This window comes from Actinomyces johnsonii (genome assembly GCF_006546835.1).
GTDB lineage: Bacteria > Actinomycetota > Actinomycetes > Actinomycetales > Actinomycetaceae > Actinomyces > Actinomyces johnsonii.
Genome location: NZ_VICB01000013.1, coordinates 318,891 through 343,897, shown reverse-complemented (window position 1 = coordinate 343,897; position 25,007 = coordinate 318,891). Strand labels below are relative to the sequence as shown.

At 66.6% G+C, this 25,007-nt stretch carries 22 protein-coding genes and 1 tRNA gene; 12 read left to right on the top strand and 11 right to left on the bottom strand.

From position 1 onward, the window contains the following. Positions 1–42: 42 nt before the first annotated feature. On the top strand, positions 43–2,202 hold the full coding sequence (gene der, locus FK256_RS09725; protein WP_141424619.1) for a bifunctional cytidylate kinase/GTPase Der: 2,160 nt from the start codon (positions 43–45) through the stop codon (positions 2,200–2,202). A gap of 13 nt (positions 2,203–2,215) precedes the next feature. On the opposite strand, the gene FK256_RS09720 is transcribed toward der, so the two are convergent. Continuing rightward, a complete protein-coding gene (locus FK256_RS09720) occupies positions 2,216–2,737 on the bottom strand; it encodes a VOC family protein (protein ID WP_141424618.1) in 522 nt (173 codons plus the stop codon). A 71-nt stretch (positions 2,738–2,808) separates the two neighbouring features. On the opposite strand from FK256_RS09720, the gene FK256_RS09715 reads away from it, so the two are divergent. Beyond that, positions 2,809–3,624: a helix-turn-helix domain-containing protein gene (locus FK256_RS09715; protein WP_141424617.1), complete on the top strand. Its 816-nt coding sequence runs from the start codon at positions 2,809–2,811 to the stop codon at positions 3,622–3,624. Here FK256_RS09715 and FK256_RS09710 read toward each other — a convergent pair. After that, positions 3,603–4,496 (bottom strand): DNA alkylation repair protein, encoded by an 894-nt coding sequence (locus FK256_RS09710; RefSeq protein ID WP_244936317.1) that lies wholly within the window; start codon positions 4,494–4,496, stop codon positions 3,603–3,605. The two genes, FK256_RS09715 and FK256_RS09710, sit on opposite strands and share 22 nt — an antisense overlap. An 11-nt stretch (positions 4,497–4,507) precedes the next feature. Here FK256_RS09710 and pgi point away from each other — a divergent pair, with 11 nt between their 5' ends. Genes pgi through FK256_RS09695 form a run of 3 tightly spaced genes read left to right on the top strand, consistent with a single transcriptional unit; the run spans position 4,508 to position 7,012 of the window. Beyond that, positions 4,508–6,163, top strand: a complete 1,656-nt coding sequence (pgi, locus tag FK256_RS09705; RefSeq protein WP_141424616.1) for a glucose-6-phosphate isomerase — start codon at positions 4,508–4,510, stop codon at positions 6,161–6,163. Positions 6,164–6,200: 37 nt separating this feature from the next. Next, positions 6,201–6,716 carry a GNAT family N-acetyltransferase gene (locus FK256_RS09700; protein WP_170197940.1) on the top strand — a complete coding sequence of 172 codons (516 nt, stop codon included), beginning with the start codon at positions 6,201–6,203 and terminating at the stop codon, positions 6,714–6,716. After that, on the top strand, positions 6,713–7,012 hold the full coding sequence (locus FK256_RS09695) for a rhodanese-like domain-containing protein (protein ID WP_021605150.1): 300 nt from the start codon (positions 6,713–6,715) through the stop codon (positions 7,010–7,012). Before FK256_RS09700 ends, FK256_RS09695 begins: the two co-directional genes overlap by 4 nt. Positions 7,013–7,090: 78 nt before the next feature. On the opposite strand, the gene FK256_RS09690 is transcribed toward FK256_RS09695, so the two are convergent. The 8 genes from FK256_RS09690 to zwf form a co-directional block, all read right to left on the bottom strand. Beyond that, positions 7,091–7,963, bottom strand: a complete 873-nt coding sequence (locus FK256_RS09690; protein WP_141424614.1) for an HAD-IIB family hydrolase — start codon at positions 7,961–7,963, stop codon at positions 7,091–7,093. A gap of 128 nt (positions 7,964–8,091) precedes the next feature. Then, a complete protein-coding gene (locus FK256_RS09685; RefSeq protein WP_141424613.1) occupies positions 8,092–9,054 on the bottom strand; it encodes a CAP domain-containing protein in 963 nt (320 codons plus the stop codon). A gap of 497 nt (positions 9,055–9,551) precedes the next feature. Then, a tRNA-Pro gene (locus FK256_RS09680) sits at positions 9,552–9,628 on the bottom strand. A 102-nt stretch (positions 9,629–9,730) separates the two neighbouring features. Continuing rightward, a complete protein-coding gene (locus FK256_RS09675) occupies positions 9,731–10,168 on the bottom strand; it encodes an RNA-binding S4 domain-containing protein (RefSeq protein WP_141424612.1) in 438 nt (145 codons plus the stop codon). 57 nt (positions 10,169–10,225) lie between these two features. Further along, positions 10,226–11,263 (bottom strand): HNH endonuclease family protein, encoded by a 1,038-nt coding sequence (locus FK256_RS09670; RefSeq protein WP_141424611.1) that lies wholly within the window; start codon positions 11,261–11,263, stop codon positions 10,226–10,228. 80 nt (positions 11,264–11,343) lie between these two features. Next, complete coding sequence (gene pgl / locus FK256_RS09665) at positions 11,344–12,138, bottom strand: 6-phosphogluconolactonase (RefSeq protein WP_141424610.1); 795 nt, start codon at positions 12,136–12,138, stop codon at positions 11,344–11,346. Then, a complete protein-coding gene (locus FK256_RS09660) occupies positions 12,131–13,099 on the bottom strand; it encodes a glucose-6-phosphate dehydrogenase assembly protein OpcA (RefSeq protein ID WP_141424609.1) in 969 nt (322 codons plus the stop codon). Before FK256_RS09660 ends, pgl begins: the two co-directional genes overlap by 8 nt. After that, positions 13,096–14,679, bottom strand: a complete 1,584-nt coding sequence (zwf, locus tag FK256_RS09655; protein WP_141424608.1) for a glucose-6-phosphate dehydrogenase — start codon at positions 14,677–14,679, stop codon at positions 13,096–13,098. The genes FK256_RS09660 and zwf overlap by 4 nt, the downstream gene beginning before the upstream one ends. A 379-nt stretch (positions 14,680–15,058) precedes the next feature. On the opposite strand from zwf, the gene gndA reads away from it, so the two are divergent. The 7 genes from gndA to FK256_RS09620 all read left to right on the top strand — a co-directional run bounded on the left by gndA (position 15,059) and on the right by FK256_RS09620 (position 23,327). Then, the gene (gene gndA / locus FK256_RS09650; RefSeq protein ID WP_141424607.1) at positions 15,059–16,534 is read left to right on the top strand and encodes an NADP-dependent phosphogluconate dehydrogenase; all 1,476 of its coding nucleotides are present in this window, start codon (positions 15,059–15,061) and stop codon (positions 16,532–16,534) included. Between the two features lie 49 nt (positions 16,535–16,583). Continuing rightward, entirely contained in the window at positions 16,584–19,307 is a 2,724-nt protein-coding gene (gene pepN / locus FK256_RS09645; RefSeq protein WP_141424606.1) for an aminopeptidase N, read from the top strand. 253 nt (positions 19,308–19,560) lie between these two features. Continuing rightward, on the top strand, positions 19,561–20,013 hold the full coding sequence (locus tag FK256_RS09640) for an FHA domain-containing protein (protein WP_009232935.1): 453 nt from the start codon (positions 19,561–19,563) through the stop codon (positions 20,011–20,013). Then, positions 20,010–20,768, top strand: a complete 759-nt coding sequence (ftsR, locus tag FK256_RS09635) for a transcriptional regulator FtsR (protein ID WP_211343556.1) — start codon at positions 20,010–20,012, stop codon at positions 20,766–20,768. Before FK256_RS09640 ends, ftsR begins: the two co-directional genes overlap by 4 nt. A gap of 131 nt (positions 20,769–20,899) precedes the next feature. Continuing rightward, entirely contained in the window at positions 20,900–21,373 is a 474-nt protein-coding gene (locus FK256_RS09630; protein WP_141424646.1) for a hypothetical protein, read from the top strand. 318 nt (positions 21,374–21,691) lie between these two features. Next, a complete protein-coding gene (locus tag FK256_RS09625) occupies positions 21,692–22,219 on the top strand; it encodes a MerR family transcriptional regulator (protein WP_021605163.1) in 528 nt (175 codons plus the stop codon). A 148-nt stretch (positions 22,220–22,367) separates the two neighbouring features. Beyond that, positions 22,368–23,327, top strand: a complete 960-nt coding sequence (locus FK256_RS09620) for an aldo/keto reductase (protein WP_141424605.1) — start codon at positions 22,368–22,370, stop codon at positions 23,325–23,327. 55 nt (positions 23,328–23,382) lie between these two features. Here FK256_RS09620 and FK256_RS09615 read toward each other — a convergent pair whose 3' ends face one another. Next, positions 23,383–24,984 (bottom strand): Hsp70 family protein, encoded by a 1,602-nt coding sequence (locus tag FK256_RS09615; protein WP_141424604.1) that lies wholly within the window; start codon positions 24,982–24,984, stop codon positions 23,383–23,385. Positions 24,985–25,007 lie beyond the last annotated feature (23 nt).

Below are 25,007 nucleotides of genomic sequence, written 5' to 3'. Positions count from 1 at the left end.
GGCCCAGTTCATGACCGGAATCGGACCCTGCTGGAGGACACCATGGGAATCGTCGTCGCGATCGACGGGCCGAGCGGATCGGGCAAGTCCACCGTCTCGCGGCGTGTGGCAGCCACGCTCGGCCTGGCCTACCTCGACACCGGCGCCATGTACCGGGCCGCGGCCTGGTGGTGCGAGCACAAGGGGGTTGACCTGGACGACGGGGCCGCCGTCGTCGATGTCGTCGCTGCGATGCCGCTGCACATGGGGCTGGATCCCGAGCACCCCACCTTCACTGTCGACGGAACTGACGTGTCGGCCGCGATTCGCGACCCGCACATCGCCTCGGTCGTCTCCAAGGTCGCCACCAACCTCGATGTGCGTGCCGAGTTGGCGCGCCGTCAGCGCGACATCATCCGTTTCGAGGCGACCGGGCACACCGGCTCTTTCTCCGGGGGAGCCGGCATCGTGGCCGAGGGGCGCGACATCACCACCGTCATCGCTCCCGATGCCGACGCCCGCCTGCTCGTGACCGCCTCAGAGGAGGCCCGCCTGATGCGGCGCGCCGGGGACCTGGAGGCCGCCGGCAAGCAGGTCGACGCCGCCGCCCTGCGCGACCAGGTGGTGCGTCGCGACCGCGACGACTCCACGGTCTCCCAGTTCCTCACCGCGCCCGAGGGCGTCACTTTGGTGGACACCTCGGAGATGACCCTGGAGCAGTCCGTCGAGCGGGTCCTAGACCTCATCGAAGAGGCCGCCGACTCCGCTGCTCGGCGTGACGCGGAGGAGGACCTGAGGGCACAGGCCATGCGTGAGGGCCTGAGCGACTATGAGCTCGATGAGGAGGACCTCGCTCTTCTGGAGGCGGACGGTGAGCTTCCAACCGGCGACCGCACCGAGCCCGGGCTGCCGGTCCTGGCCGTCGTCGGTCGGCCCAACGTGGGCAAGTCGACACTGGTCAACCGGGTTCTGGGCCGCCGCGAGGCCGTCGTCCAGGACACCCCCGGTGTCACCCGCGACCGGGTCTCCTACCCGGCCGAGTGGGCCGGGCGCCGCTTCACCATCGTCGACACCGGCGGCTGGGAGGTGGACGTGGCCGGTCTCGACGCCGCCGTGGCCACGCAGGCAGAAGTCGCCGTCGAGATGGCCGACGCCGTCCTGCTCGTCGTCGATGCCCAGGTCGGGATCACCGAGACCGATGCGCGCGTGGTGCGGATGCTGCGCCGTAGCGGCAAGCCCGTGGTTCTGGCCGCCAACAAGGTCGACTCCCCGGCGCAGGAGGGGGACGCCGCCGCCCTGTGGAACCTGGGCCTGGGCGAGCCCTTCCCGGTCTCGGCCCTGCACGGCCGGGGCAGCGGCGAGGTCCTCGACGCCGTCATGGAGGTTCTTCCGGAGGTCTCCGCCGTTGCTGCCGCAGCCCCTAAGGGCGACCTGCACCGCGTTGCACTTGTGGGACGGCCCAATGTCGGCAAGTCCTCGCTGCTGAACTCCATCGCAGGCAGGGAGCGCGTCGTCGTCAATGAGACCGCTGGTACTACCCGGGACCCGGTCGACGAGATCATCGAGCTTGACGGGCGCCAATGGGTCTTCGTCGACACCGCCGGGATCCGCCGGCGCGTCAAGCAGTCACGGGGCGCCGACTACTACGCGGTCCTGCGCACGCAGGGTGCCATCGACAAGGCCGAGGTCGCCGTCGTCCTCCTGGACGCCTCCGAGCCGATCAGCGAGCAGGACGTGCGTGTCGTCCAGCAGGTCGTCGACGCAGGTCGCGCCCTGGTCCTGGTCAACAACAAATGGGACCTGGTGGACGAGGAGCGTCAGAAGATGCTCCTGTGGGAGGTCGAGCACGATCTGGCCCATGTCTCCTGGGCCCCCCATATCAACCTGGCCGCCCGGACGGGCTGGCACACCAACCGGCTCGTGCGCGCCCTCGACGCCGCCCTGGAGGGCTGGGCCACGCGTGTGCCCACGGGCCGGCTCAACGGCTTCCTGGGCCAGCTGCAGTCCGCGACCCCGCACCCGGTGCGCGGCGGCAAGCAGCCCCGCATCCTCTTCGCTACTCAGGTCCAGGTGGCCCCGCCCAGGATCGTCATCTTCACCACCGGCTTCCTCGACGCCGGCTACCGGCGCTTCATCGAGCGCCGCCTGCGCGAGGAGTTCGGCTTCACCGGCACCCCCATCCAGATCGGGGTGCGCGTGCGCGAGAAGCGCCAGCGGCGCTGAGCCTTGAACGGGCTCAGTTGCCAGCCGCGGCCTGTCTCTTTTCCTTCTTGGCCCATGCGGCAACACGGGCCGCGCTCTCCTGTTCGGACAGGTCCTCGACCCGGGTCATGACCGCCCACCGCACGCCGAAGGGGTCGCGGATGGAGGCGAACCTGTCCCCGGATACGAAGGTGTCAAGCGGTTCCAGCAAGGTCGCGCCGGCGGCAGTAGCCCGCTCAACGACGGCGTCGACGTCCGGGCAGTACAGGCCGATCGAGTAGCAGACCGGCTCGTCCGACGGGGTCGCGACCAGATCGGACAAGGCGGACGGCTCACCGATCTGGACCCTGCCATGACCGAAGTCGAGCTCCGCATGGACAACCGCCCCCTCCATCTCAACACTGTCCACGATGCGCGCCCCGAAGACGTCACGATAGAACTGACGTGCCCGGTCGGCGCCGTCAATGGCCAGAAACGGTGTGATGCTGGTGAATCCGTGCGGAGTCCCGTGAGTCGTGTACTGACCGGTTGCTCCGGATACGTTGCGTGTACTCATGTCAACGACTGTAAGAACGAAGAAATGCCTTCGCTTGAAGATCTGCGACAGTTCCGGAAAGGTGAGGAACCGTGCCCGAGACGACCGCTGATCAACGGGGGATCCTCTACCCCTCCAGGCTTCCGACCTTTCACCGCGAGCCTGTGTCCGAGGCACTGGCCGACCGCGTCCGCTGGATCTGGATTCCGCGCTGGAACCTGCCCGCAGGACAACGGGACCGGCAGGAGGTTCTCCCGTTCCCCGCTTGTAACCTCGTGGTTGAACCGGACGGCATCACTCTGCACGGCCCGACGACGAGCATCTCCTATCGCGAGCTGGAAGGCCGGGGGTGGGCGGTCGGCGCCCTCCTACGTCCCGCTGGGGCTGGCGCCCTGTGCTCCCCGTCCCTGATTCGGAATTCCCATCGAACGCTCGAGGACCCTGATCTGAAGACCACCGTCGCCGGCGCTATGACGGATACGAACACGACGAGGGGTGAACAGCGTGCCGCCAACGCCCTGGCAGCCTGGGTGGCGCAACATATCGGGCCGCCACAAGCGATGGCGCTTATGGCCAACCGGATGGAGGACGTCGTCGCCTCCGACAGAAGCATCCTGCGCGTCGATCAGCTGGCGAGACGCCTCGATCTTTCCATCCGAAGTCTGCAACGCCTCTGTAAGAAGTACATCGGCCTGCCCCCACTCGCAGTGGTCAGACGCTACCGGCTCCAAGAAGCGGCACAGTGGCTCCGGGAGGATCCTTCTGTCACCGTTGCGCAGGTCGCCGCCGAGCTCGACTACGCGGACCACGCCCACCTGACTGCCGACTTCCGACAAGTCCTGGGCTTCTCACCGAGCCTGTACCGACAGCAGACCATCAGCGATCGTCAGGCTCTCAGTGACCGGTAGTGGGCTCGAGCCTCTGGGGTGAGCCGCTCGATGGCGTAACGCAGCATCGTTCGGGGCATGTGCGCGGCGTACTGGTTAAGGAATGCGACGAGTGAGGCCTCATCGACGCGCTTGCCCGCCTCCCGCAGCATCCAGCCGACCGCCTTGTGGATGAGATCGTGAGGATCATCGAGCAGCCGCCGGGCGACGGCGTAGGTCGGCCAGTCGGTGCCGGCTCGGGTGGTGGCGAAGGTGGACATGACCGCTACGCGCCGTTCCCACACATTGCTGCTTGTGGTGAGATCGCTGATTCGGGAGGGCAGCCCTTGTGCTCCCGCGAGAGGAACGAGGAGCCAGGCCCCCACGAGGTGCTCAGCCGAGGTGTCCACCAGGTCCCAGTTGTTGACCAGGTCCCGGCCGACCCAGTCCAGATATCTCCGCCCCAGCTCCTCGCGCCTGGCCAGCGCCTCCTGGACAGCCTGCGAATCGGGAGCTCGCTTCGCTCGTCTCGAGCCCAGCAGACGGCTGATTCGCTTGGCCTGAGCGACGGCGACGCACAGCGCGGCCATCCGCTCCTCGTGCCAGGGGCCGGCCACCAGACGCTCCAGCTCGTCGTCGTCAAGAACGGCGCGCTTCGCAATGTCGCGGACCTGCGGGACGGGCACGCCGTGGAAGCGGTCGCCCTCTCCATAGCCGCCGGGCACGGCGCGCAGGTAGCGGGCGACCTGTGCCGCCTTGGACTCGTCGGACAGTTCGACCAGGGCGGCGCGCACGGCATCGGCAGAGGTGAGAACCGCCTGACTTCTTGCCGGTACTTCAGGAACCATCATGAGGACCCCGCAATCCTGAAAACGGTTGGCGCCGGAGGAGTGGCGCGCGGCTGCAACACCCATAGACTGTAGCCATGCTGAATCCGGTTGACCCCACCACCACGCCCGCCTGGAAGCGCCTCACTGAGCTCCACGACTCCATGACTCCGGACCTGCGCGCCTGGTTCGCCGACGATCCCGAGCGCGCCGAGCGCTTCTCCTACGAGCTGGGGGACCTCTACGTCGACCTGTCCAAGAACCTGCTGACCGACGACGTCCGCGACGCCCTGGCCGAGCTCGCCACCCAGGTGGACGTCCCGGGCCGCCGCGATGCCATGTACGCCGGCGAGCACATCAACATCACCGAGGACCGCGCCGTCCTCCACACGGCCCTGCGCCGCCCCGCAACCGATTCCCTGACCGTGGACGGGCAGGACGTCGTCGCCGACGTCCACGAGGTCCTGGAGAAGATCTACGCCTTCGCCCGCCGTGTTCGCTCGGGGGAGTGGATGGGCATCACCGGCAAGCCCATCAAGACAGTGGTCAACATCGGCATCGGTGGCTCCGACCTGGGGCCGGTCATGGTCTATGAGGCTCTCAAGCCCTACGTGCAAAAGGGCCTTCAGTGCCGCTTCATCTCCAACATCGACCCCACCGACTGCGCGGAGAAGGTCGCAGATCTCGACCCCGAGACGACCCTGTTCATCATCGCCTCTAAGACTTTCACCACCCTAGAGACCCTCACCAACGCCCGCATGGCCCGCGACTGGTTCCTGGCCGCACTGCAGGCCAAGGGCATTGAGACCGACGGCGCCATCGCCAAGCACTTCGTGGCCGTCTCCACCGCTCTGGACAAGGTCGCCGAGTTCGGCATCGACCCGGCCAACGCCTTCGGCTTCTGGAACTGGGTGGGTGGGCGCTACTCGGTGGACTCCGCCGTCGGCACGGTTCTGGCCGTGGCCATCGGTCCGGAGAACTTCGCCGACTTCCTCTCCGGCTTCCACACCATTGACGAGCACTTCGCCACCACGGCCCCGGCCGAGAACGTTCCCATGCTCATGGGCCTGCTCAACGTCTGGTACGTCAACTTCTTCAAGGCCGGCTCCCACGCCGTCCTGCCCTACGCCCAGTACCTGCACCGTTTCGCCGCCTACCTCCAGCAGCTCACCATGGAGTCCAACGGCAAGTCCGTGCGCTGGGACGGCAGCCCCGTGACCACCGAGACCGGCGAGGTCTTCTGGGGCGAGCCGGGCACCAACGGCCAGCACGCCTTCTACCAGCTCATCCACCAGGGCACCCAGCTCATCCCCGCGGACTTCATCGCGGTGGCCAACCCCGCTCACCCCACCAAGGACGGGGGAGTGGACGTCCACGAGCTGTTCCTGTCCAACTACCTGGCTCAGACCGCCGCTCTCGCCTTCGGCAAGACCGCCGAAGAGGTACGTGCGGAGGGAACTCCTGAGGAGATCGTCCCGGCCCGCGTCTTTACCGGCAACAAGCCGACCACCTCGATCCTCGCCCCGGCACTGACTCCCGCGGTCGTCGGCCAGCTCATCGCCCTCTACGAGCACATCACCTTCACCCAGGGCATCGTGTGGGGCATCGACTCCTTCGATCAGTGGGGTGTCGAGCTCGGCAAGAAGCTGGCCCTGGAGATCGCCCCCGCCGTCCAGGGAGACGAGGCAGCTCTCAAGAACCAGGACGCCTCCACCCAGAGGCTCATCAACCGCTATCGCGGCCTACGTCGGTAGCCCGATGCGGAACGAGAACGACGGCGACTCAGTCCCGATGGACCCGCACGAAGACGCTCAGCACATCCACGTGCGTGTGGCAGGTGCGGCGGATGCATCATGTGCCGGTCGCCTGCTGTTCGACTTCAACACTGAGTTCGACACCCCGACGCCCTCGGCGCAGGACTTCACCTCCAGGTTCCAGATGATGCTGGAACGTCAGGACGTCCTGGTGCTGGTGGCCGAGGACAGCAGCACTGACGCCCCACGGGCAGTGGGCTTGGCCTACCTGACCTTGCGTCCCACACCTTATGGCGACGGGCCGATCGCTGAGCTCGAGGAACTCTATGTGCAGCCGGAACTGCGCAACCGCGGCGTCGGCTCCCGGTTGCTCCTGGAGGCGCTGGAACAGGTGAGACAACGGTGTGCGCTCGAGATTCGCATCGGCGTCGATGAGGCCGATCGTGAGGCACGACGGTTCTATGAGCGGCACGGCTTCCGGAACACGGAGTCTGGCGAGACCAGCCGAATGCTCTGTTATGTCAGCGATCCACGACCCTTGAGGAGGACATGATGAAAGAGGTTAGCGCCGACGAACTACGTGGCCGGCTCGAGACGGAGAAGGACCTGGTGGTCCTTGACGTGCGAGAGCCGGACGAGGTGGCCCAAGCAGCTATTTCCGGATCGGTCAACATACCGCTAGGGCAGGTCGTTGACCGGATGAGCGAGCTCGATCCGGCCAGGCCCACCGCAGTCATCTGTGCCGCTGGCGTGCGCTCCGCCAAGGCGATCCAGGCGCTGACTGCAGCCGGTTACGCCGGCGAGCTGGTCAATGTCACCGGCGGTATGAAGGCCTGGCTGAGCCAGTAGCCCGACAGTCAACGCGCTGAGAAACACCCCTGGGACGGTCCCGGACTCGCGGATTCGAGACCGTCCCAGATCTCAGCTTCAGTTCCGAGGGCGTGAGCGCCGAAGCAGCTCCTCAACCGTGCGCAGCACGCCGTTTTCGGTGTTGGCCGGTGCTGTGAAGGCAGCCGCCGCGTGGATGCCGGGGTGAGCGTTGCGCATGGCGAAGCCCAGGTCCGCGTGCTCGTAGAGGTCCAGATCGTTGAGGTAGTCACCGAAGACAGCCGTCTGCTCGGGAAGGATGCCCAACCTGGCCTGAAGCGCCGCCAGTGCGCGTCCCTTCGAGGCCTGCGGGGACGTCATATCCACCCAGTGCAGACCGGACACAGCGGTTTGAACATTCGGAACCGCCGCGGTCAGCGCCTGCGAGCTTCCGTTCTCGACGTCGTCGAAATCGAAGACGGCGACCTTCAGTACCTCATCCAGAGGGACGGTCATGAGGTCATCAACGACCTCCAGCGCTTCGTAGTACAGCCGGGCCTGAGCCAGGAAGGCGGGGTCGGACCGTTCGATGTAGGCGCAGCGTTTGCACGCCACCACTGCGCCGACGTCGTAGCCGGCACTCGCCAGTTCCCGAGTTGTGACGACGGCGGCAGCGGCGTCCTCGGCGCTGATGGTGTCGGAGTGAATCTCCTCGTTCCCGTGGACGGCGAGGGCCCCGCTCTCCGCGATGATCGGCGAGTCATCAACGGTATGACCCAGAACTGCGCGGAGGTTGGCCAGCTGCCGGCCCGAAGCGGGGGTGAAGACGATGCCGGCCTCACGCATCTGGGCAACGACCTGGGACAAGCCGGCAGGAACGCGCCCGTCACCATCGATGAGGGTACCGTCCATGTCTGTGACGACGAGGCGGAGATCGATCTCGGCGGGCAGGGGTGCAAGGAATTCTGATTCAAGGGGAAGAAGACGTTTCACATATCTATTCTCTCAAGGCCGGCACCTCGATGCGGACAATGACGGGCGCCCGTTCTCCAACATAAGTCGGTGGAGAGCGGGCGCCCGTCAGAGGAGCGGCTCCGGGTGTACCGGGAGCCTCAAGTTAGTCAGCTGGCCTGGCGGCGACGCATGACGAGGAGGGCGCCGGAGCCCAGCAGACCAGCGGCGATGACCGCGACGGCGATGCTCGGACCGGTGGTGGCCAGCGCGGGCTTCGTCGGAGTGGTGGAGGAGCCCGGAGCGGCGACCGTAGGCGTCGAGGACGGCTTGGCCGGGGTTGCGGTGGTCGTCGTGGTGGCCGGAGCCGATGGTGTCGGCGTGGCCTTAGGGGGAGTCGCCGTTGCCGGAGGAGCCGTCGGAGTGGAGGGAGCTGTCGGAGTGGAAGGAGTCGTCGGAGTGGGAGGAGTCGTCCTGATAGACGGCGTGGACGGTGTGGTCTCCGGGGTTGGTGTCGGTGAAGGAGCGGTGGTGGCCGTCGGCGGGGCGGTGGTCGGCGGCGGGGTGGTGTCTCCGGTGGGCGTGAACGGGATGTTGCCGCTGTAGCCGGCGAAGTTCTGGGTTGCGTACCAGTTGCCGCTGTTGGGGTTCTGGGCGATTCCGATTCCGATGATGTTCGCATTCGGATCGGTCATGTTCTTGTAGTGGCCTGGAGATTCGAGCCACTGCTGGAAGAGCTGAGCACCAATGTCACCTCCGTCTCCGCGCATGGCCACGTTCTCGGAGGCGGTGGTGTAGTTTTTATCAGTCTTGTACCCGGGGTACGAATTGTAGAACTCGGGGCGGTGTGCCATGGTCTCGGTCTCGGCCTGGTGCTCGGACCAGTCCTGGGCGACGGCGTCGAACTCCTGGTAGCGGGTGACGGGCTGGAGATTCAGTTTGCGGCGGAGCTCGTTGACCTTGTTCAGGATGGTGTTGGCGTACTGAGCCCCCTCTGGGGATACCTGGACGGGAACCGCTGCGGCAGCGGCTGGTGCGCCCTGAGGAGCGGCCGGAGCGGCCAGTGCGGTTGAAGAGGCCGTCAGCGGCACGACGGCGAGCGCAGCTGCGGCGATGACGCGCTTGATGTTCATGTGTCGTTCTCTCTGATCGGGGGTGGATGGGGAGAGCATCAGGGATGGATGTGGGAGTACACAGTTGGCTCTGCGGTAACTGGCTATGAACCGGCGAGCAGGATGCTGTGAATCATCCTTGATGTCGGTGTTCACTCAACCACAGATGCCGGGCTCATGCATGTAATTTGATTGTGACATTTCTGACCGAGTTCGTCGGGTGGCCGGACTGGGGGATCGACTGTCGGCGTACTGCTTATGTCGCAAGGTTTCAGCGGAAAGTCGATGTCACTAGGATCGGATTGAAGGGAATCGCATCCCCTCGCCGTTTACTCGGATGTAACCATCGGCAGCCGCTCCGCCTGGACCGGGAGAGGAGAATAGGCTTCATGGCTGTTACGGAAGATGCGAATGTGGCGAATGTTGATTGGAATCGAGGTATAAGAATGCAGCTACAGCCTCGCCAACGCGTAATCGTCAACAAAAAATCCGCACTGATAACAGTGCGGATCATGATCTGGTCGGGCTGGCGGGATTTGAACCCACGACCCCTTGACCCCCAGTCAAGTGCGCTACCAAACTGCGCCACAGCCCGTCGACTCGCGGCATCCAGCCGCTTGCAACGAGTAGAACCCTAACCCATGAAGCGGCTCCTTCAGAAATCTGGCAGCGGTGAAGCCGCTCACCCCCACCCGGGTCAGTGGCGGTCATCCTGATGGCGGCCACCTCCCATGAGAGCGTCGAGTTGACGCCTCTCCTTCTTCGTGGGCCGACCAGCGCCCCGGTCCCGGATGACAGCGGCAGGCGCATCCAAGGGAGACGGACGCGGGGGAGAGGAATCGATGTACGCGGTGCGGGCAATCGGGGCACCCACCCGCTTGGTGAGGATCCGAGTAACAGTGAGAAGCCGGTCGAAGCCGTCGACGCGGTAGCGGACCTCGTCTCCCGCCGAGACGTGCTGGGCTGGCTTGGCGGTCTCACCGTTGATACGCACGTGCCCCGCCTTGCAGGCACTCGTCGCAGCCGAGCGGGACTTAATCTGCCGCACGCTCCACAGCCAGACGTCGATACGAGCCGATGCCGGTCCGCTCGGGTCACTGCTGCTACGGGATGCGGGCTGAGAACGAGCTGCCATGGGGTCATCCTAGGAGGCCGGGCTCAGCCTGCTTCAACGATGTGTCCCGGGCCCGCTTCAAGGGCGCCGTATTCTGCGCCGGCGGGAGAGCCCCCGAGCTATGAGTCCCCACCCTAGAGCGAGGGCGCCGAGTGCCGTCATCGCCGAGTAGACCGGAGAGCGCCATATGGTCGAGCCCATCTTCTTGACGGTGCGCGTCGCCCGCTCCGGCAGGGCCCCGGCTCCGTTGCCACCGGCCAGGCAGTCGGTCAGGGTTGAGCGCAGGGCCTGCGCGTCCGCCTGGGGCAGGCCAAGACCGTAGGCGCCGGCCACTGAGACGAACCGACGTGCGTAGGTGCAGCGATAGGAGTCGTTGACCGGCCACCACCCTCCGGAGCCGGTGGGATTCCAGCTGCCGGTATCGGTGGATCCGACGGGGCAGGTCGCTGGACCGCAGGCCCCTTTGGCCTGATTGGCCTCGCCGTCGACCGCGATGAGATTCAACGGGTCGTTGGCGGCCAGCAGCCTGGTGCGCTCGTCCCACTGCCAGGCGCCGTGGGCGTAGAGGTAGTTGAGAGGCACCACGTGGTCGATCTGGACGGCGGCGGAGGTGTCCTGACCACGCTTGAAGGCGATCTTCTTCCCGGTGTAGGGATCCTGGAGGGTGCCGGCCCAGACAGTGGCGTCCGGACACACCCCCGCGCCCCGGCCATGCCCCTCTTCGCGATTCTGCACGCCGTCGGCCCGGGAGAAGTCGGCGTCAGTCAGATCCCGAGCCAGGATCTCATTGCGGGTATCGCAGCCGTCACCGTCGACATCCGTCCACGCCTCGCCGAACCATCCGGTGCGGGAGCCTCCCTCGCCCCAGGACCGCGAGGCGGGGACGTCGTCGGGCAACTTCGACAGCTCCTCGAGAGAAGCCTTGGGGGACAGGATGTAGTCGCCGCGCTGGTCCCATGGCGCCTGATGGAGGGCGGCTAGTTCAGCAGCTGCGGAATCCTCGGTCGCTTCCTGGGAGACGCCATCGGCGTGGACGGGCGGCATGGCCACGGTGCCCCATAGGCCGAGTGCGCCGATGACGCCGAGGCGTGTCAGGAACCGGCCGGGGAAGCTCATGGGCCAACGGTAGCCGTTCGCACCAACATGTAAGACGCATCCGAGCCCTGTGGTCCACAGGCGCCGCGAGGTTACGGAGGTCAGACGGCGCTGTGGCCCGCGGAAGCCGGTTCATCCAGGTACCAGGTGGTCTCTCGGCCACGGCAGCACGAGGCGGGAGCCCTGACGACGTCAGGGGCTCCCAAGCCCCGGCGCGCCGCTTCCGCCTTCCCTTCGCCGCCGGCCACAACCATGATGCGGCCGGCGCGCTGCAGGGTCTCGAAGGTCAGTGAATAGCGTTGGGCGGGAGGCTTGGGGGAGCTTCGTACAGCCACGGCAGGGGCTCCTACCGCGAGTGCGGCGGGGTGCCCCGGGAAGAGCGAGCAGACGTGGGCGTCGGGTCCCAGTCCCACGTGGACGACGTCGAAGCCGCCACTGGCCAGCCCCGCCGCCTCGAGCTCGTGGACCATGCGGGCCGTGGCCTCGTCCAGCCCGCTGACGTCCTGCGGAGCGGCCAGCCGGTGCACCTGGGACTCCCGTACTCCGGCGGCGATGAGCGGTGAGGCCAGCAGATCGTTGCGCTCTGGGTCGCCCGCGGGTACGAAGCGCTCGTCTCCGAACCACAGGTGAATGGCATGGCGCAGCTGCTCGGGCTGGGCAACGATAAGCGGGGCCAGCGAGTCGGCCAGCGCCACACCACCGGAGCCTCCCGTCAGCGCCAGGTGGGCCACCCCTCGGTTCGCAACCGCCTCGGCCAGGATCCGTACGGTGTCCTCGCAGGCCTGTTGAGCCGCATCGTTCAGGGTCGGTGCGACGACGACGGTCGGTGCCGGAGCCGCAGCCGCGGCCATCTGGATCTCGGTGAGCGCCTGGCCGTCGGCGGTGTTGTCATTCATTCGCGGGCTCCTCCAGCAGCGTGGCCAGGACCTCCTGATAGACGAGGTCCGGGGTGAGGCGGCGCAGCTCCTCGTTGAGGGTACTGATGGGCTCACGGCGGGCCATGGTCACCACCTGGGGCTCGGGGGATCCGGGACGGGTGATGGTGACGCGCTCCAGATCGTGGCGGGCGATGACGATATCGCCGTCGTCGGTCCTGGCGGTAATGGATGAGATGCCCTTGAAGTCCTCCTCATCGATCCGTTCCACAGGGACGTCCAGGCGCAGTCGCAGCCAGGCGATCATGAGGGAGAGCGAGGAGTTCCGAGGCTCACCGGCCACGATCACCTCTCGCAGCCCGCCCGAGCGCAGAATCGGGTCCAGGGTGGAGGCCACCATGGCGCGCCACAGGGTGATTCTGGTCCAGGCCAGGTCGATGTCTCCGCGCACACTGACCGGGGCCAGCCGACGCAGCGCCCTGGCGGGGAAGTCCTGAGTGGGGGTGTTGGTGATCCGCGTGGAGCCCAGGCGGCCCAGCGGGTCCTGTGAGGGGATCTCGGGAACGGTCGTCGGCCACCACACGACCACCGGGGCCTCGGGCAGAAGGAAGGGAACGACCAATGTGTCGGTGTGCAGTGCGGCCTCGTCCCAAGGGCGCAGGACCAGCGTTTCACCGGCACCGGCGTCGTGGCCCACGCGGATTTCGGCGTCCAGGTGCCCTCCGACTTGAGCGGAGACGTGCCCGTCGCGGCTGCGCGGAGTCGCGTGATCGGTGCCCTTCTCAGGCGGTTTGACCACGGCGATGACCCGACACGGGTGATCTCGGCTTGCTCCGTGGGCAGCGCACAGAGCCTCCTCCAGCCCCGTCTCGTCCGTCGAGATCACGAGTGTCAGTACCCGAGAGGATCCGGAGGTGCCTTCGTGCTCCACGAGCCGGGAGACGATCCGGGAGGTGGTCGTTGCGGTCAGCGTGGTGATCATGAGCGCCTCCAGGTGCGGCCGTCTCGGGCGAGGAGTTCGTGGGCGCTGGCCGGCCCCCAGGAGCCGGGGCGGTAGCCCTCGGGACTTCCTGCGGCGGTCCAGTGCTCGATGACAGGATCCAGGATGCGCCAGGACAGGTCGACCTCGCGCTGGTGGGGGAAGAGCGGGGCGTCGCCCAGGAGCGCATCGAGGATGAGGCGCTCGTAGGCCTCCGGCGACTCCTCGTTGAAGGTGGCGCCGTAGCCGAACTCCATGGAGACGTCGCGCAGCTCCATCTGGGTGCCTGGCACCTTGGAGGCCAGTCGTAGCGTGATGCCCTCATCGGGTTGGATCCGCAGCACGATCGTATTTGCCCCCACGGCGGTGGCGGCTGCCGACTCGAAGGGCAGGAACGGGGGCTGCTTGAAGACGACTGCCACCTCGGTTACCCGGCGGGTGAGGCGCTTGCCAGTGCGCAGGTAGAACGGCACCCCCGCCCAGCGACGGTTGGCGATCTCCAGGCGCACTGCGGCGAAGGTCTCAGTCCGGGAGTCGGCGGCGACGCCGTCCTCCTCCAGGTAGCCCCTCACGGGCAGTCCGCCTTGGAAACCGGCGTCGTAGCGACCACGGGCCGTGGTGAGGTTCAGGTCCAGGACCCCGTCGCGCTCCAGACGCACGCAGTTGAGGACCTTTTCCTTCTCCAGACGCACTGAGGCGGCGTCCATGCTGGTGGGCTCCTCCATCGCGGTCAGCGCCAGGAGCTGGAGCAGGTGGTTCTGGATGACGTCGCGCGCGGAGCCGATGGTGTCGTAGTAGCCGGCCCGGGTGCCGATGCCGATGTCCTCAGCCATGGTGATCTGAACATGGTCCACGTAGCGTTGGTTCCACAGCGGCTCGAACATCGTATTGGCGAACCGCAGCGCCAGGATGTTCTGCACCGTCTCCTTGCCCAGGTAGTGGTCGACCCGGAAGACGTCGTCGGGGCGCACGATCCGGCCCACGAGGGCGTCGAGCTCACGGGCACTGGCGCGGTCGTGCCCGAATGGCTTCTCAATGACCACGCGCCGCCAGGCGTCGGCCGACTCCTCCACGAGCCCGGAGCGGGCGATCCGCTCGGTCACGGCCGGGAACCAGCCCGGGGGGATCGACAGGTAGAACGCGCGGTTTCCGCGGGTACCACGGGTGGCGTCCAGGTCGTCTACGACGCGGGTGAGCTGCTCGTAGGCGGCATCGTCCTCGAAGGAGTCGAACTCCACGAAACGCACCCCGGCCGCCAGCTGCTCCCAGATCGCGGGGCGCCACGGGGTGCGGGCGCCGTCGCGGACGGCCGTCTCCACGTAGTTGCGCAGGTCGTCGGCGGACCAGGAGCGCCGGCCGACGCCCACCAGCGAGAAGCTGGGGGAGAGCAGGCCGCGGTTGGCCAAGTCGTAGATCGCGGGTAGGAGCTTGTGACGCGCGAGGTCGCCAGTGATGCCGAACATCACCAGCACGCAGGGGTCGGCGATGCGCGGCAGACGAAGATCGCGGGCGTCGAGGAGCGGGTTGGCTGCTCGCGCGGGCCGCGACAGCGGTAATGGAGTCGCAGGGTCGGAGCTGGACACGTCAGCCTTTCTGAGAGACGACGAACAGTGGAAGTGGAATTAGATGGGTGCCCGCAGGTTGCGGTGGTCGGATCCGGGCTGCCGCAGGACTCCGAGAGCGCCTTACGGACCGGCTGCCACTGTAACGCGGCCACTGGCGACTCACCTGGGAGGGACAGGCCCAGCGTGAGGCGTTGCACCGTGTCGGGACAGGGCGTGAACCACGGACGATCCTCGTCCCCGGGAACGGGACGCGGTAGGGTCGCAGTGTTCGTGGGCGCCTTCGAGCGCCCGCCGGCGACCGACTCACATCGCCATCGCCTCGGAATCGTTCCCGCCCGGTTCCACCTCTTGAACTCGCAGGACTCACGACCGTCCTGCCGCATAGGAAAGGACCTCCATGAGCAGCTTCACCCCCGCACCGGCCACAGCCGATCTCGGTGTCTTCGGGCTGGGGGTGATGGGGGCGAACCTTGCCCGCAACCTGGCTCGTCACGGTCACGCGGTTGCGGTCTTCAACCGCACTCTCGCCCGCACCGAGAGACTCATCGATCGCTACGGCTCCGAGGGCGACTTCGTGCCTGCGGCCGACCTGAAGGATTTCGTCAACTCCCTGCGTACCCCTCGCGTGGCCATCATCATGGTTCAGGCTGGAGCGGCCACCGAGGAGGTCATCGAGGAGCTCGCTGCCCTCATGGAGCCCGGCGACATCATCGTCGACGCCGGCAACACGCTCTACACCGACACCCGGCGTCGTGAGGAGTCCCTGCGTGAGCGCGGACTGCACTTCGTGGGCATGGGCGTCTCCGGAGGCGAGGAGGGGGCGCTCAACGGCCCCTCCATCATGCCCGGCGGTACCGTCGACTCCTACAAGCGTCTGGGGCCGATGCTGGAGTCCATCTCCGCCCATGTCGACGGCGTCCCCTGCTGCACCCATGTGGGGCCCGACGGCGCCGGCCACTTCGTCAAGATGGTTCACAACGGCATCGAGTACGCCGACATGCAGCTCATTGCCGAGGCCTACGACCTGCTGCGCCACGTCGGTGGCTTCTCCGTCCCCGAGATTGCTGAAGTCTTCCGCTCCTGGAAGGACTCCGAGCTCGACTCCTACCTCATCGACATCACCACCGAGGTCCTCTCCCACACCGACGCCACGACGTCAGGGCCCTTCATCGACGTCGTCGTGGACGCGGCCGGCCAGAAGGGCACCGGGGTGTGGACTACCCAGACGGCTCTTGAGCTGGGGGTGGCCGTGCCCGCCATCGCCGAGGCCACCTTCGCCCGTGCCGTCTCCTCGGCCGGCGCGGCGCGAGCCGCTGTCCAGGCCGCAGACATCGCCCCGGGAACCTCAACCCCGTCTTTGGCCGCCTCCGAGGAGCGGTGCGCCTTCGTGGACGCCGTCAGGCAGGCCCTCTACGGATCCAAGATCGCCGCTTACGCCCAGGGCTTCGATGAGATCGCCACCGCCTCGAGCCGGTTCGGCTGGAACATCGACCTGGGGGCGATGGCCCGCATCTGGCGGGGAGGCTGCATCATCCGGGCCCGATTCCTGGACGACATCACCCGCGCCTACGACGAGAACCCCAACCTCGCCAGCCTGCTGACGGCGCCGGTCTTCGCCTCTTCCCTCTCCCGGGTGCTACCCGCCTGGCGTCAGGTCGTTGCGACCTCCGCCACCACCGGCGTCCCGGCCCCGGCCTTCGCCTCCTCCCTGGCCTACGTCGACCAGCTGCGCTCGCCGCGCCTGCCTGCAGCCCTCATCCAGGGGCAGCGCGATTTCTTCGGTTCGCACACCTACCACCGCACCGACGACGTCGAGGGCATCTATCACACGCTGTGGGCCACTCCCGAGCGTGCCGAGGAGAAGTGGAGCTGAGCTCCGCCTCAGCCATCATCCGTCCCATCTTCTGCGAAGATTCCCGCACATGACGACGACCGCTCCGGCTCGCTCGGACAGCCTCACGAACCTGCGTCACGAGGAAGCCTCTTGGCGGGCCTCGGTGTGCCAGGTGGCCTCCAGCCACGTGGCAATCGACGTCACTACTGCCATCGATCCCAGTGAGGTCGTCTTCACGGTCCGCTGCCGAATGCATCTGCACATCAGACGTCAGGCCGAAGGACTGTGGGTGGACTTCGTGGGGCAGTCGGTCGATTCGCTCAGCGTCGACGGACAGCCGGCCGCGGTGGCCTGGGACGGAGCCCGCCTCGCCCTGCCCGTCCTGGGGCCGGGCGAGCATGTGCTGGAGGTCGAGGCGCGCGGCTTCTACTCCAACTCGGGCCAGGGACTGCACCGCTTCCACGACCCGGTTGATGGCGCGACCTACCTTTACACCCACTTTGAGCCCTCCGACGCGCGTCGGGCATGGCCGGTTATGGAGCAGCCAGACCTCAAGACTCGCTTCTCGCTGGAGGTCACCCATCCGCGCGGCTGGACGGTCATGTCCAACACGTGTCCGGTGACAGGCGGCTCGAGTGCGCACGCGCCGGCTGACTTGGCCGACACCGACAGCGGTGAGGTCGGTGGCGACGTCGAGGTGACGTCCTTCGCCGTCTCCAAGCCTCTGCCCAGCTACCTCACCGTGCTGGCCGCCGGCCCCTGGCACCGGGTGACCGGGCGGTGGAGCTCCCCGGGCCGCGAAGGGCTCACCGTCCCGTTGTCGTGGTCCTGCCGGGCCAGCCTGGCCGACCATCTCGACGCCGTCGAGCTCCTCGATGTCACGCGGGCGGGCCTGGACTTCTACGATCGGGTCTACAGCTATGGATATCCCTGGGACTCCTACGACAGCGTACTCGTCCCGGAGTACAACCTCGGTGCCATGGAGAATCCCGGCTGCGTCACCTTCAACGAGGACCTCTTCCTCTTCCGCGGGCCGGTCACCCGCTCCCAAAGGGCGGGGCGCGCAAACACGATCCTCCACGAGATGTGCCACATGTGGTTCGGCGACCTCGTCACTCCCACCTGGTGGGAGGACACCTGGCTCAAGGAGTCCTTCGCCGACCACCAGGGGACCTGGGCGGCGAGCGAGGCCGCCGGCTTCACCGAGGCATGGGTGAGCTTCGCCTCCACCCGTAAGGCCTGGGCGTACCTGGAGGACTCCCGGCCAGCTACCACCCACCCCATCGTTGCGCAGGTAGACGACGTCGAGGCCGCCCGTCAGGCCTTCGACGGCATCACGTACGCCAAGGGCGCCTCCGTCCTCAAACAGCTTGTCGCCCATGTGGGCCAGGACGCCTTCCTGGAGGCAGCCGGGCGTCTCTTCGAGCGCAGCGCCTACGGCAACGCCGCCTTGGACGACTTCCTTGACGTGCTTTCGCAGGTATCAGGCCGCGACATGCAGGACTGGGCCCGGGCCTGGCTGCACACAGCGGGTCCCTCCATCCTTACCAACGAGTTGGTCGTTGACGGTGGGCGGATCGCCTCACTGACTCTTCGCCAGGAGGGCACCGACCCGATCACCGGGGAGCCAGTGCTGCGTCCGCACACGCTCGTCGTCGGTCTGTACTCCTTGGACGAGGACGGCGCGCTGGTGCGCACCCACCGTCTGCCGGTGACCATAGAGACCGAGCAAGTCGAGGTCCCAGAGGCGGTGGGGCTGCTCGCACCCGACGTCATCCTGGTCAACGACGAGGACCTTACCTATGCCGTCGTGCGACCGGACAATGACTCCCTGTCCTGTCTGGCCGCCTCACTCGGATCCGTCCGCGACCCCATGGCCCGGGCCCTGGCCTGGTCGATGCTGCACAACCTTCTGCGGGACGCCTTCATCGGCTCACCGCTGTTCGTGGAGGCCGTCCTGGCGCACGCCGACGACGACACCGAACCGGGCACCCTGGCCACGCTGCTGAGCCAGGCACTGCGAGCAGCCAGCCGGTACAGCGGCCCCGGGACACGTCGGGCGCTATTGGACAGACTCCTTGCAGACGACCCGACAGGGGACCCGGAAGACTCTGAGCCTCTCTCCGTGCGCGGTGGCTGGAGCAGACTGCGTGCCGCTGCGCCGGGCTCAGATTCCCAGCTCATCCGTGCTCGCGCCTGGCTGGAGGCCGCGGGACAGGCGGGCCTACTCGGTGAGGACGTCGCATCGCAGGTCGTCGCCCGCATTCGAGGGCTGCTCAACGGCGACCTTCCCGGACTGGAGCTCGACGCTGATCTGAAGTGGCGGGCACTGACCGCTCTGGCGAGGTTGGACGCCGTCAGCTTCGATGAGCTTGACGCACAGCGGGAGGCGGACCCGACGGCCGGCGGTCTGACCCGCCACCTGAAGGCCACCAGCTCGCGGCCCCGAGAAGAGCTCAAGACGGAGGTCTTCAACCGTCTTCTGAGTGACACAACCTTGAGCAACGACCATGTTGACGCCCTGATCGCGGGTTTCGCCGTCGACGCTCACCGCCGGTTGACGGCCCCATTCACCTCTCGCTACCTCCAGGAGCTTCAAGGGATATGGGCCGATCGAGATCAGGAGATCGCCACCCGGCTGGTCCTAGGGCTGTTCCCCGCCTGCGGGGACGAGGGCGATGCTCAGGCGGTTGACGACTGGCTCTCTTCCCACCCCGAGGCGCCGCTCGCCCTGCGTCGGCTCCTCCTCAAGAGCCTTGACGACCTGCGCCGCGCTCTCGCCGCCCGTCATGTCCGCTTAGCGTCTGCCTGATCGACAAGGTCCCTCCCATCGATAGGACCTTTGTCCTAACCTGAGCAACATCAGGGGGCGTCGTTACCCTTCTGAGACCCTCATGCGGTGCTCCCGATCACCTCGCGGCGTCGGCCGGGGCGGCCGGCGGGTAGGCTTCTTACTATTCGGAGCAAGTCATGTCGCGATGCTGACTCGACGTCGGTGCAACGAACGGTATGGTGGTGCCTGAGGCGGCGCACCGGGCGCCGCAACGAACTGAGGGGCAGGAATGATGTCGAGCAGTCCGATCGAGCAGGATCCCTCCTCCACCCAGACCTTCGGGGTTGCCGATGTCGCTGACTCGGTCTCCTCTCCGATGGTGGGGCTGAGTCAGCAGGACGCCGCCGCGATCGCTGCTCTACCGTCGGGAACGGCGCTTCTTCTCGTCCATCACGGGCCGACCACAGGGGCGCGGTTCCTTCTGGATGCCGAGGAGACAACCGTGGGGCGCCACCCACGTGCCGACATTTTCCTGGACGACGTCACCGTCTCCAGGAAGCACGCGGTCTTCTCGTCCCTGCCTGACGGTGGCTACGGGGTTCGAGACTCGGGCTCTCTCAACGGCACTTACGTCAACCGTACGCGTGTGGAGCAGGTGGCTCTCCGTTCCGGTGATGAGGTCCAGATCGGTAAGTACCGGATGACCTACCACCCCGGCCCCCAAGGCGGAGCCGCGTCTCGGTGAGCTCCGCAACCGCACGAAACGAGAAGCGACCCTCCTCCTCGCCCGACGCTTCCGAGCTCCCGGACGGCGGGACTTGGCCCCGCGGTATCTCCCGCGAGCCGGTGATGAAGATCGGGCAGGTGGTGGATCTCCTCAAGGTGGAGTTTCCAGCCCTGTCGATCTCCAAGGTTCGCTACCTCGAGGGGGAGGGGCTCATCAGCCCCCACCGCGTCGGTAACGGGTACAGGCGCTATTCCCAGGCGGATCTGGAGCGCTTGCGCTACGCCTTGGCGGTGCAGCGGGACGAGTACCTTCCATTGCACGTCATTCGGGACCGTCTGGCGCGTCTGGATACCGATGCCGATGCTCCCGCCCCCCAGCCCATTGCCCGCGTGGTCGCTCGTGACGGCAAGATCGTTGACGATGGGCCCATGGACCTGGAAGCACTCCTGGCCCACTCCGGTGCCAGCGAGTCTCAGATCGAGGAGCTCGTTTCCGTTGGTCTTGTCAGCCCCGATGTCCGGGGGCGTTACAGTCAGCAGAACCTGAGAACCGTGCGCCTGGCCCTGGAGATCACCCGCAAGGGCGTGCCTCTGCGCAACCTGCGTGCGGTACGGGCGTCGGCCGAGCGCGAGGCGGATACGATCGACCAGGCAGTGGCCCCGCGCCGGTCTCGGTCCCGTAGCGCCGGTGAGGAGACGGCTCGCGAATTGGCTGAGCTCGTCGCGGATCTGCACACGATTCTGCTGCGCCGCGCTGTCGACTCACTGGGCTGACGACATGCTCGCGCGAGCGCCTGGTGAAGGCGCTCTAACGGCGCCGCGAGTCGACGAAAGTCAGCACTTGTAGCGTGCGCGTTCCCGGGACAGGACCGAGTAGCTCCCCTTAGGGTTGGGGCGTGCCATTGATGCAGTTGGTGGGCGTCAGGTCCACCAATCCTGATGACGGCCTGGTCGCTGTCCTCGTGGAGGATGGTGGGCCGGCGATGCTGGCGATTCCGGTGACTGCCCATGAAGGACTGGTTCTGCAGGCTCACGGTTCGTATCGCTCGCCATCTTGGCCCAGGCTCCTCGATGACATCGTTGAAGCTTTGGGCGGGCGTATCGGGCGCACCGAGCTCGACGTCGACGACGACGCGCGCCTTGTCGCCAGGCTGGTCGTCGAGGCGCCCGCATGCGCGGACAAGGTCATGGCAGTTCCCTGCACCCCGGGTGAGGGGCTTCTTCTGAGTGGCTACCACCGGTTCCCGGTACACGCCAGCAGATCTCTGACGCGGCTCAGGGCCGTTGATCTCAGCGATGATTACGGAGCCGAGCAGTTCGAGCAATGGCGGCGAATGCTGTTGCGGACCAATGACCTCGCCGACGACACGCGGGACTGATGTGACTCGTGTGACTTGAGGTGTGATCTGCGGCACTTCTGATTGTCGGTGTGCTACTGGTGGAACGGCTCCATTTCGGGCGAATGCTCTGTGTTCCGAGCAAGATGCTCATCCTCACCTGAAGATTCATGCCTGACGGCACATCGAGATAGGGCGTGCCCTTCGTTGAGCATCGCCCCAACTGGCCCTATCGTGGAGTCGTGGCCGCACGAAGCGAGCCGCCGCGTCACTTGCAGGCGCGTCTCATTCCGGTGACAGGAGCAGCTCGTGAGCATGAATGAAGCCAGTGCGGTAGCGAGGCCTCAGCGTACTCAGGGCATGCTGTTCGGAGATCCGCTCCCGCAGCTCGACGCCGATTCGGGCTACCGGGGTCCAGTCGCCTGCCGTGCAGCCGGCATCACCTACCGTCAGCTCGACTACTGGGCTCGTACAGGCCTGGTCGAGCCGTCGATCCGCAGCGCCAGGGGATCGGGTTCCCAGCGCCTCTACTCCTTCCGTGACATTCTTGTTCTCAAGGTCGTCAAGCGGCTTCTGGATACCGGGGTGTCCCTGCAGCAGATCCGCACGGCTGTCAGCGCTCTGCATTCGCGCGGCGTGGAGGATCTGGCCTCCATCACCCTGATGAGCGACGGAGCCTCGGTCTATGAGTGCACCTCCGCCGATGAGGTCGTCGACCTCGTTGCCGGCGGCCAGGGTGTGTTCGGCATCGCGGTGGGTAGGGTATGGCACGAGGTCGAGGGCGCACTGGCGGACCTGCCCGTCGACCATGCTCAGGCGCTTGGGACGCCACTCGTCGAGGACGAGCTGGCCAAGCGCCGGGCGGCAAAACGGCAGCAGGCCATCTGATCCTCAAGGGGAAACGTTCCTGAGCGCGTTGTTCGCCGAGGCTGGAACCGCGGGTAGGGTTCCGGCCTCGGACGTATCCTGACCCTGTTGGCCTTGCTATGACAGGACAAAATGTCATCAAGGCGCCGTTGAGAGATCAGGAGAGAACATGACTGGAACATCGACACGCGCGCTCGCTGACCTCCAGATCAATCCCATCGGGCTGGGAGGCAATGTCTTCGGCTGGACGGCGGACGAAGCCGTCTCCTTCGACGTTCTCGACGCCTACCTGGATGCAGGCGGAAACCTCGTCGACACCGCCGACGGATACTCATACTGGGCGCCGGGCAACTCCGGAGGGGAGTCGGAGGCCGTCATCGGGAACTGGCTATCCTCACGCCCCGTGCGTGATCGCATTGTCCTGGCCACGAAGGTGTCCACCAAACCCGACCGGCCCGGACTGAGCGCCGGTAACGTCCGCCTGGCGCTGGAGGAGTCACTGTCGCGTCTGCGCACCGAGGCCATCGACATCTACTATGCCCATTTCGATGACGAGTCCACCCCGCTTGAGGAGACTGTCTCCGCCTTCGAAGAGGCCCGACGAGCCGGCAAGATCAGATATGTGGGACTGTCTAACTACGCGCCCGAGCGCATCCGGCAGTGGTTCGCTATCGCCGATTCCCAGGGCTGCGCCAGGCCCATCGTCTTGCAGCCCCATTACAACCTCCTCCATCGCGACGATGTCGAAGGCCCGGGCGGCAGGGGACAGACTGCTGCCGAGCTCGGCATGGGGATGATGCCCTATTTCGCTCTGGCCGCGGGCTTCCTCACGGGAAAGTACCGTCGGGGCGAAGCGGTCCACGGAGATCGCGCTGACATGGTCGCCGACTACCAGCGGCCGGAGTGCTACGACGTCGTCGACGCCGTCGTCCAGATCGCTGAAGCCCACCGGGTGGAGCCCGCCGCAGTGGCGCTGGCCTGGCTGCGCGACCGGCCCGGCGTCACCGCCCCGCTGGCCTCGGCGCGCAGCCTGAGGCAACTGGCTCCGATTGTGGACGCCCTGACCCTTGAGCTCAGTGATGAGGAGATCCGGACTCTGACCCGGGTCTCCGATGCTGTGCGCCCCTGATCGCGTGTGCCGTCGTGCGCACTGATCGACTCGGGTCCGCGAAGACCTACTCGACCTACTCGGTGCGCCGTCCCAGGACGTAGCGACGGCTGTACCCGTCGGTGAGGTCGGTGATGGTAACTCGCACCAGACCGGCCTCATCGATGCGGTAGTGCTCCTGGATCCGAGGACCCTGGTCGCGCCGTTCCACGGAGTAGGTGCGCAGCTCCTGATCGTCCATGTCCCGCAACGATGCGTCGAAGGGGAAGACGATGTCCTGGTAGGGGGCGATCTCACCTCGGGGCTCGCCGGCCTCATCGACGTCGGCGCATTCAACGAATCGGTACCAGCCGATGTTGTGGGCCGCATCGTACTCGCGGGTCAGGACCGTTCCCTCACGGCCGTCGGGGGAGGCTTGGACGGACTCCGGGTTGAGAATCGCATCGAAGGTGAGTCGGTGACCGGCGTCGGCCTCACGGAAGACCCCGAAACCGCGCGAGAGACGATCGGTGAGGTCGTAATCGCTGCTGCGGTCGGCAGCGATTGCCAGACCGATGGCCGTGGAGGCTCCCGGGTAGGGGGAGCGATGGACTCGACGCCCGAAGCGCTCGCGCACGAGTCGGGGGACCAGCGGAAAACCGGACGCGCCGCCCACCAGATAGACGCCGGCGATGTCTGTCAGGTCAGGGCTGCCGTCGTCGAGTCTGCCGACCAGCGGAGCCATCGTGGCCAGCGAGCGCTCGATGAGTGGAGTGCTGGCTTGATACAGATCCGCCACGGGCAGGACGATGTCCTGGCCCCGCAGGACGACGAGCACCCGGCGGCTCTGAGGGGTCAGGTGCTCCTTAGCGTCCCGGCACTGATCCAGCAGGTCGTCAAGCTCGGTGTGGGACAGATCCTGCTCCGCGATCCCGGCTTTGTTCAGCACCATCGTGGCCATGAGCAGGTCGATGTCGTCACCGCCCAGGTCGCCCAGCCCGTGAGAGGCCAGAACCTCGTGCGAGGTGCCGATGACGTCGACCAGGGAGGTATCGAACGTGCCCCCTCCCAGGTCGTAGACCAGGACCCGGGTGCGCTTGGCGGAGACGGTTGTCGCCTTGCGATGCGTGTACTCGAAACCTGCGGCGCTGGGCTCGTTGAGCATGGCAGCGACGCAGAAGCCAGCCCCTTGGAAGGCCTCCAGGGTCAGCAGGCGCTGGGCCCCATAGGCGTGGGCGGGTACCGCAACGACTGCGCGGGCCCGGTTAATGTCCACATCCTGCTTCGACAGCTCTGTTCGCAGGTGGCGCAAGTAGCTGGTGAGAACCTCCAAGGCGGAGAAGGTCTGCTCGCCCAATGTCACCGGGGTGGAGGCAGTCAGCGTGGGGGATGCCAGAACGCGTTTGAGGCTACGCAGCAAAGGGGCGCCCTGATGGGCGGCCTGCCTGGCAGCGAAACCGTGGACGAGCTCACCATCGCGCAGCGCGGTCAACGAAGGCATGAAGTCGTGCTCGTCACCGTTATCGTCGGCGAAGCTGAGAACCGGATAGTTTCCCCGATCAGCACGTACAACGACGGTGCGGGTCGTTCCCAGGTCGATCCCCAGATCGATGTCCGTCATCGACTCCGTGTCGGAGCTCGTTCCGGGGAGGGTTCCGCTGTGGATGCTGTCCAGGCTGTTAGTGGTATCCGCTGCCATGTGGCGACCCTATCGTGACAGGC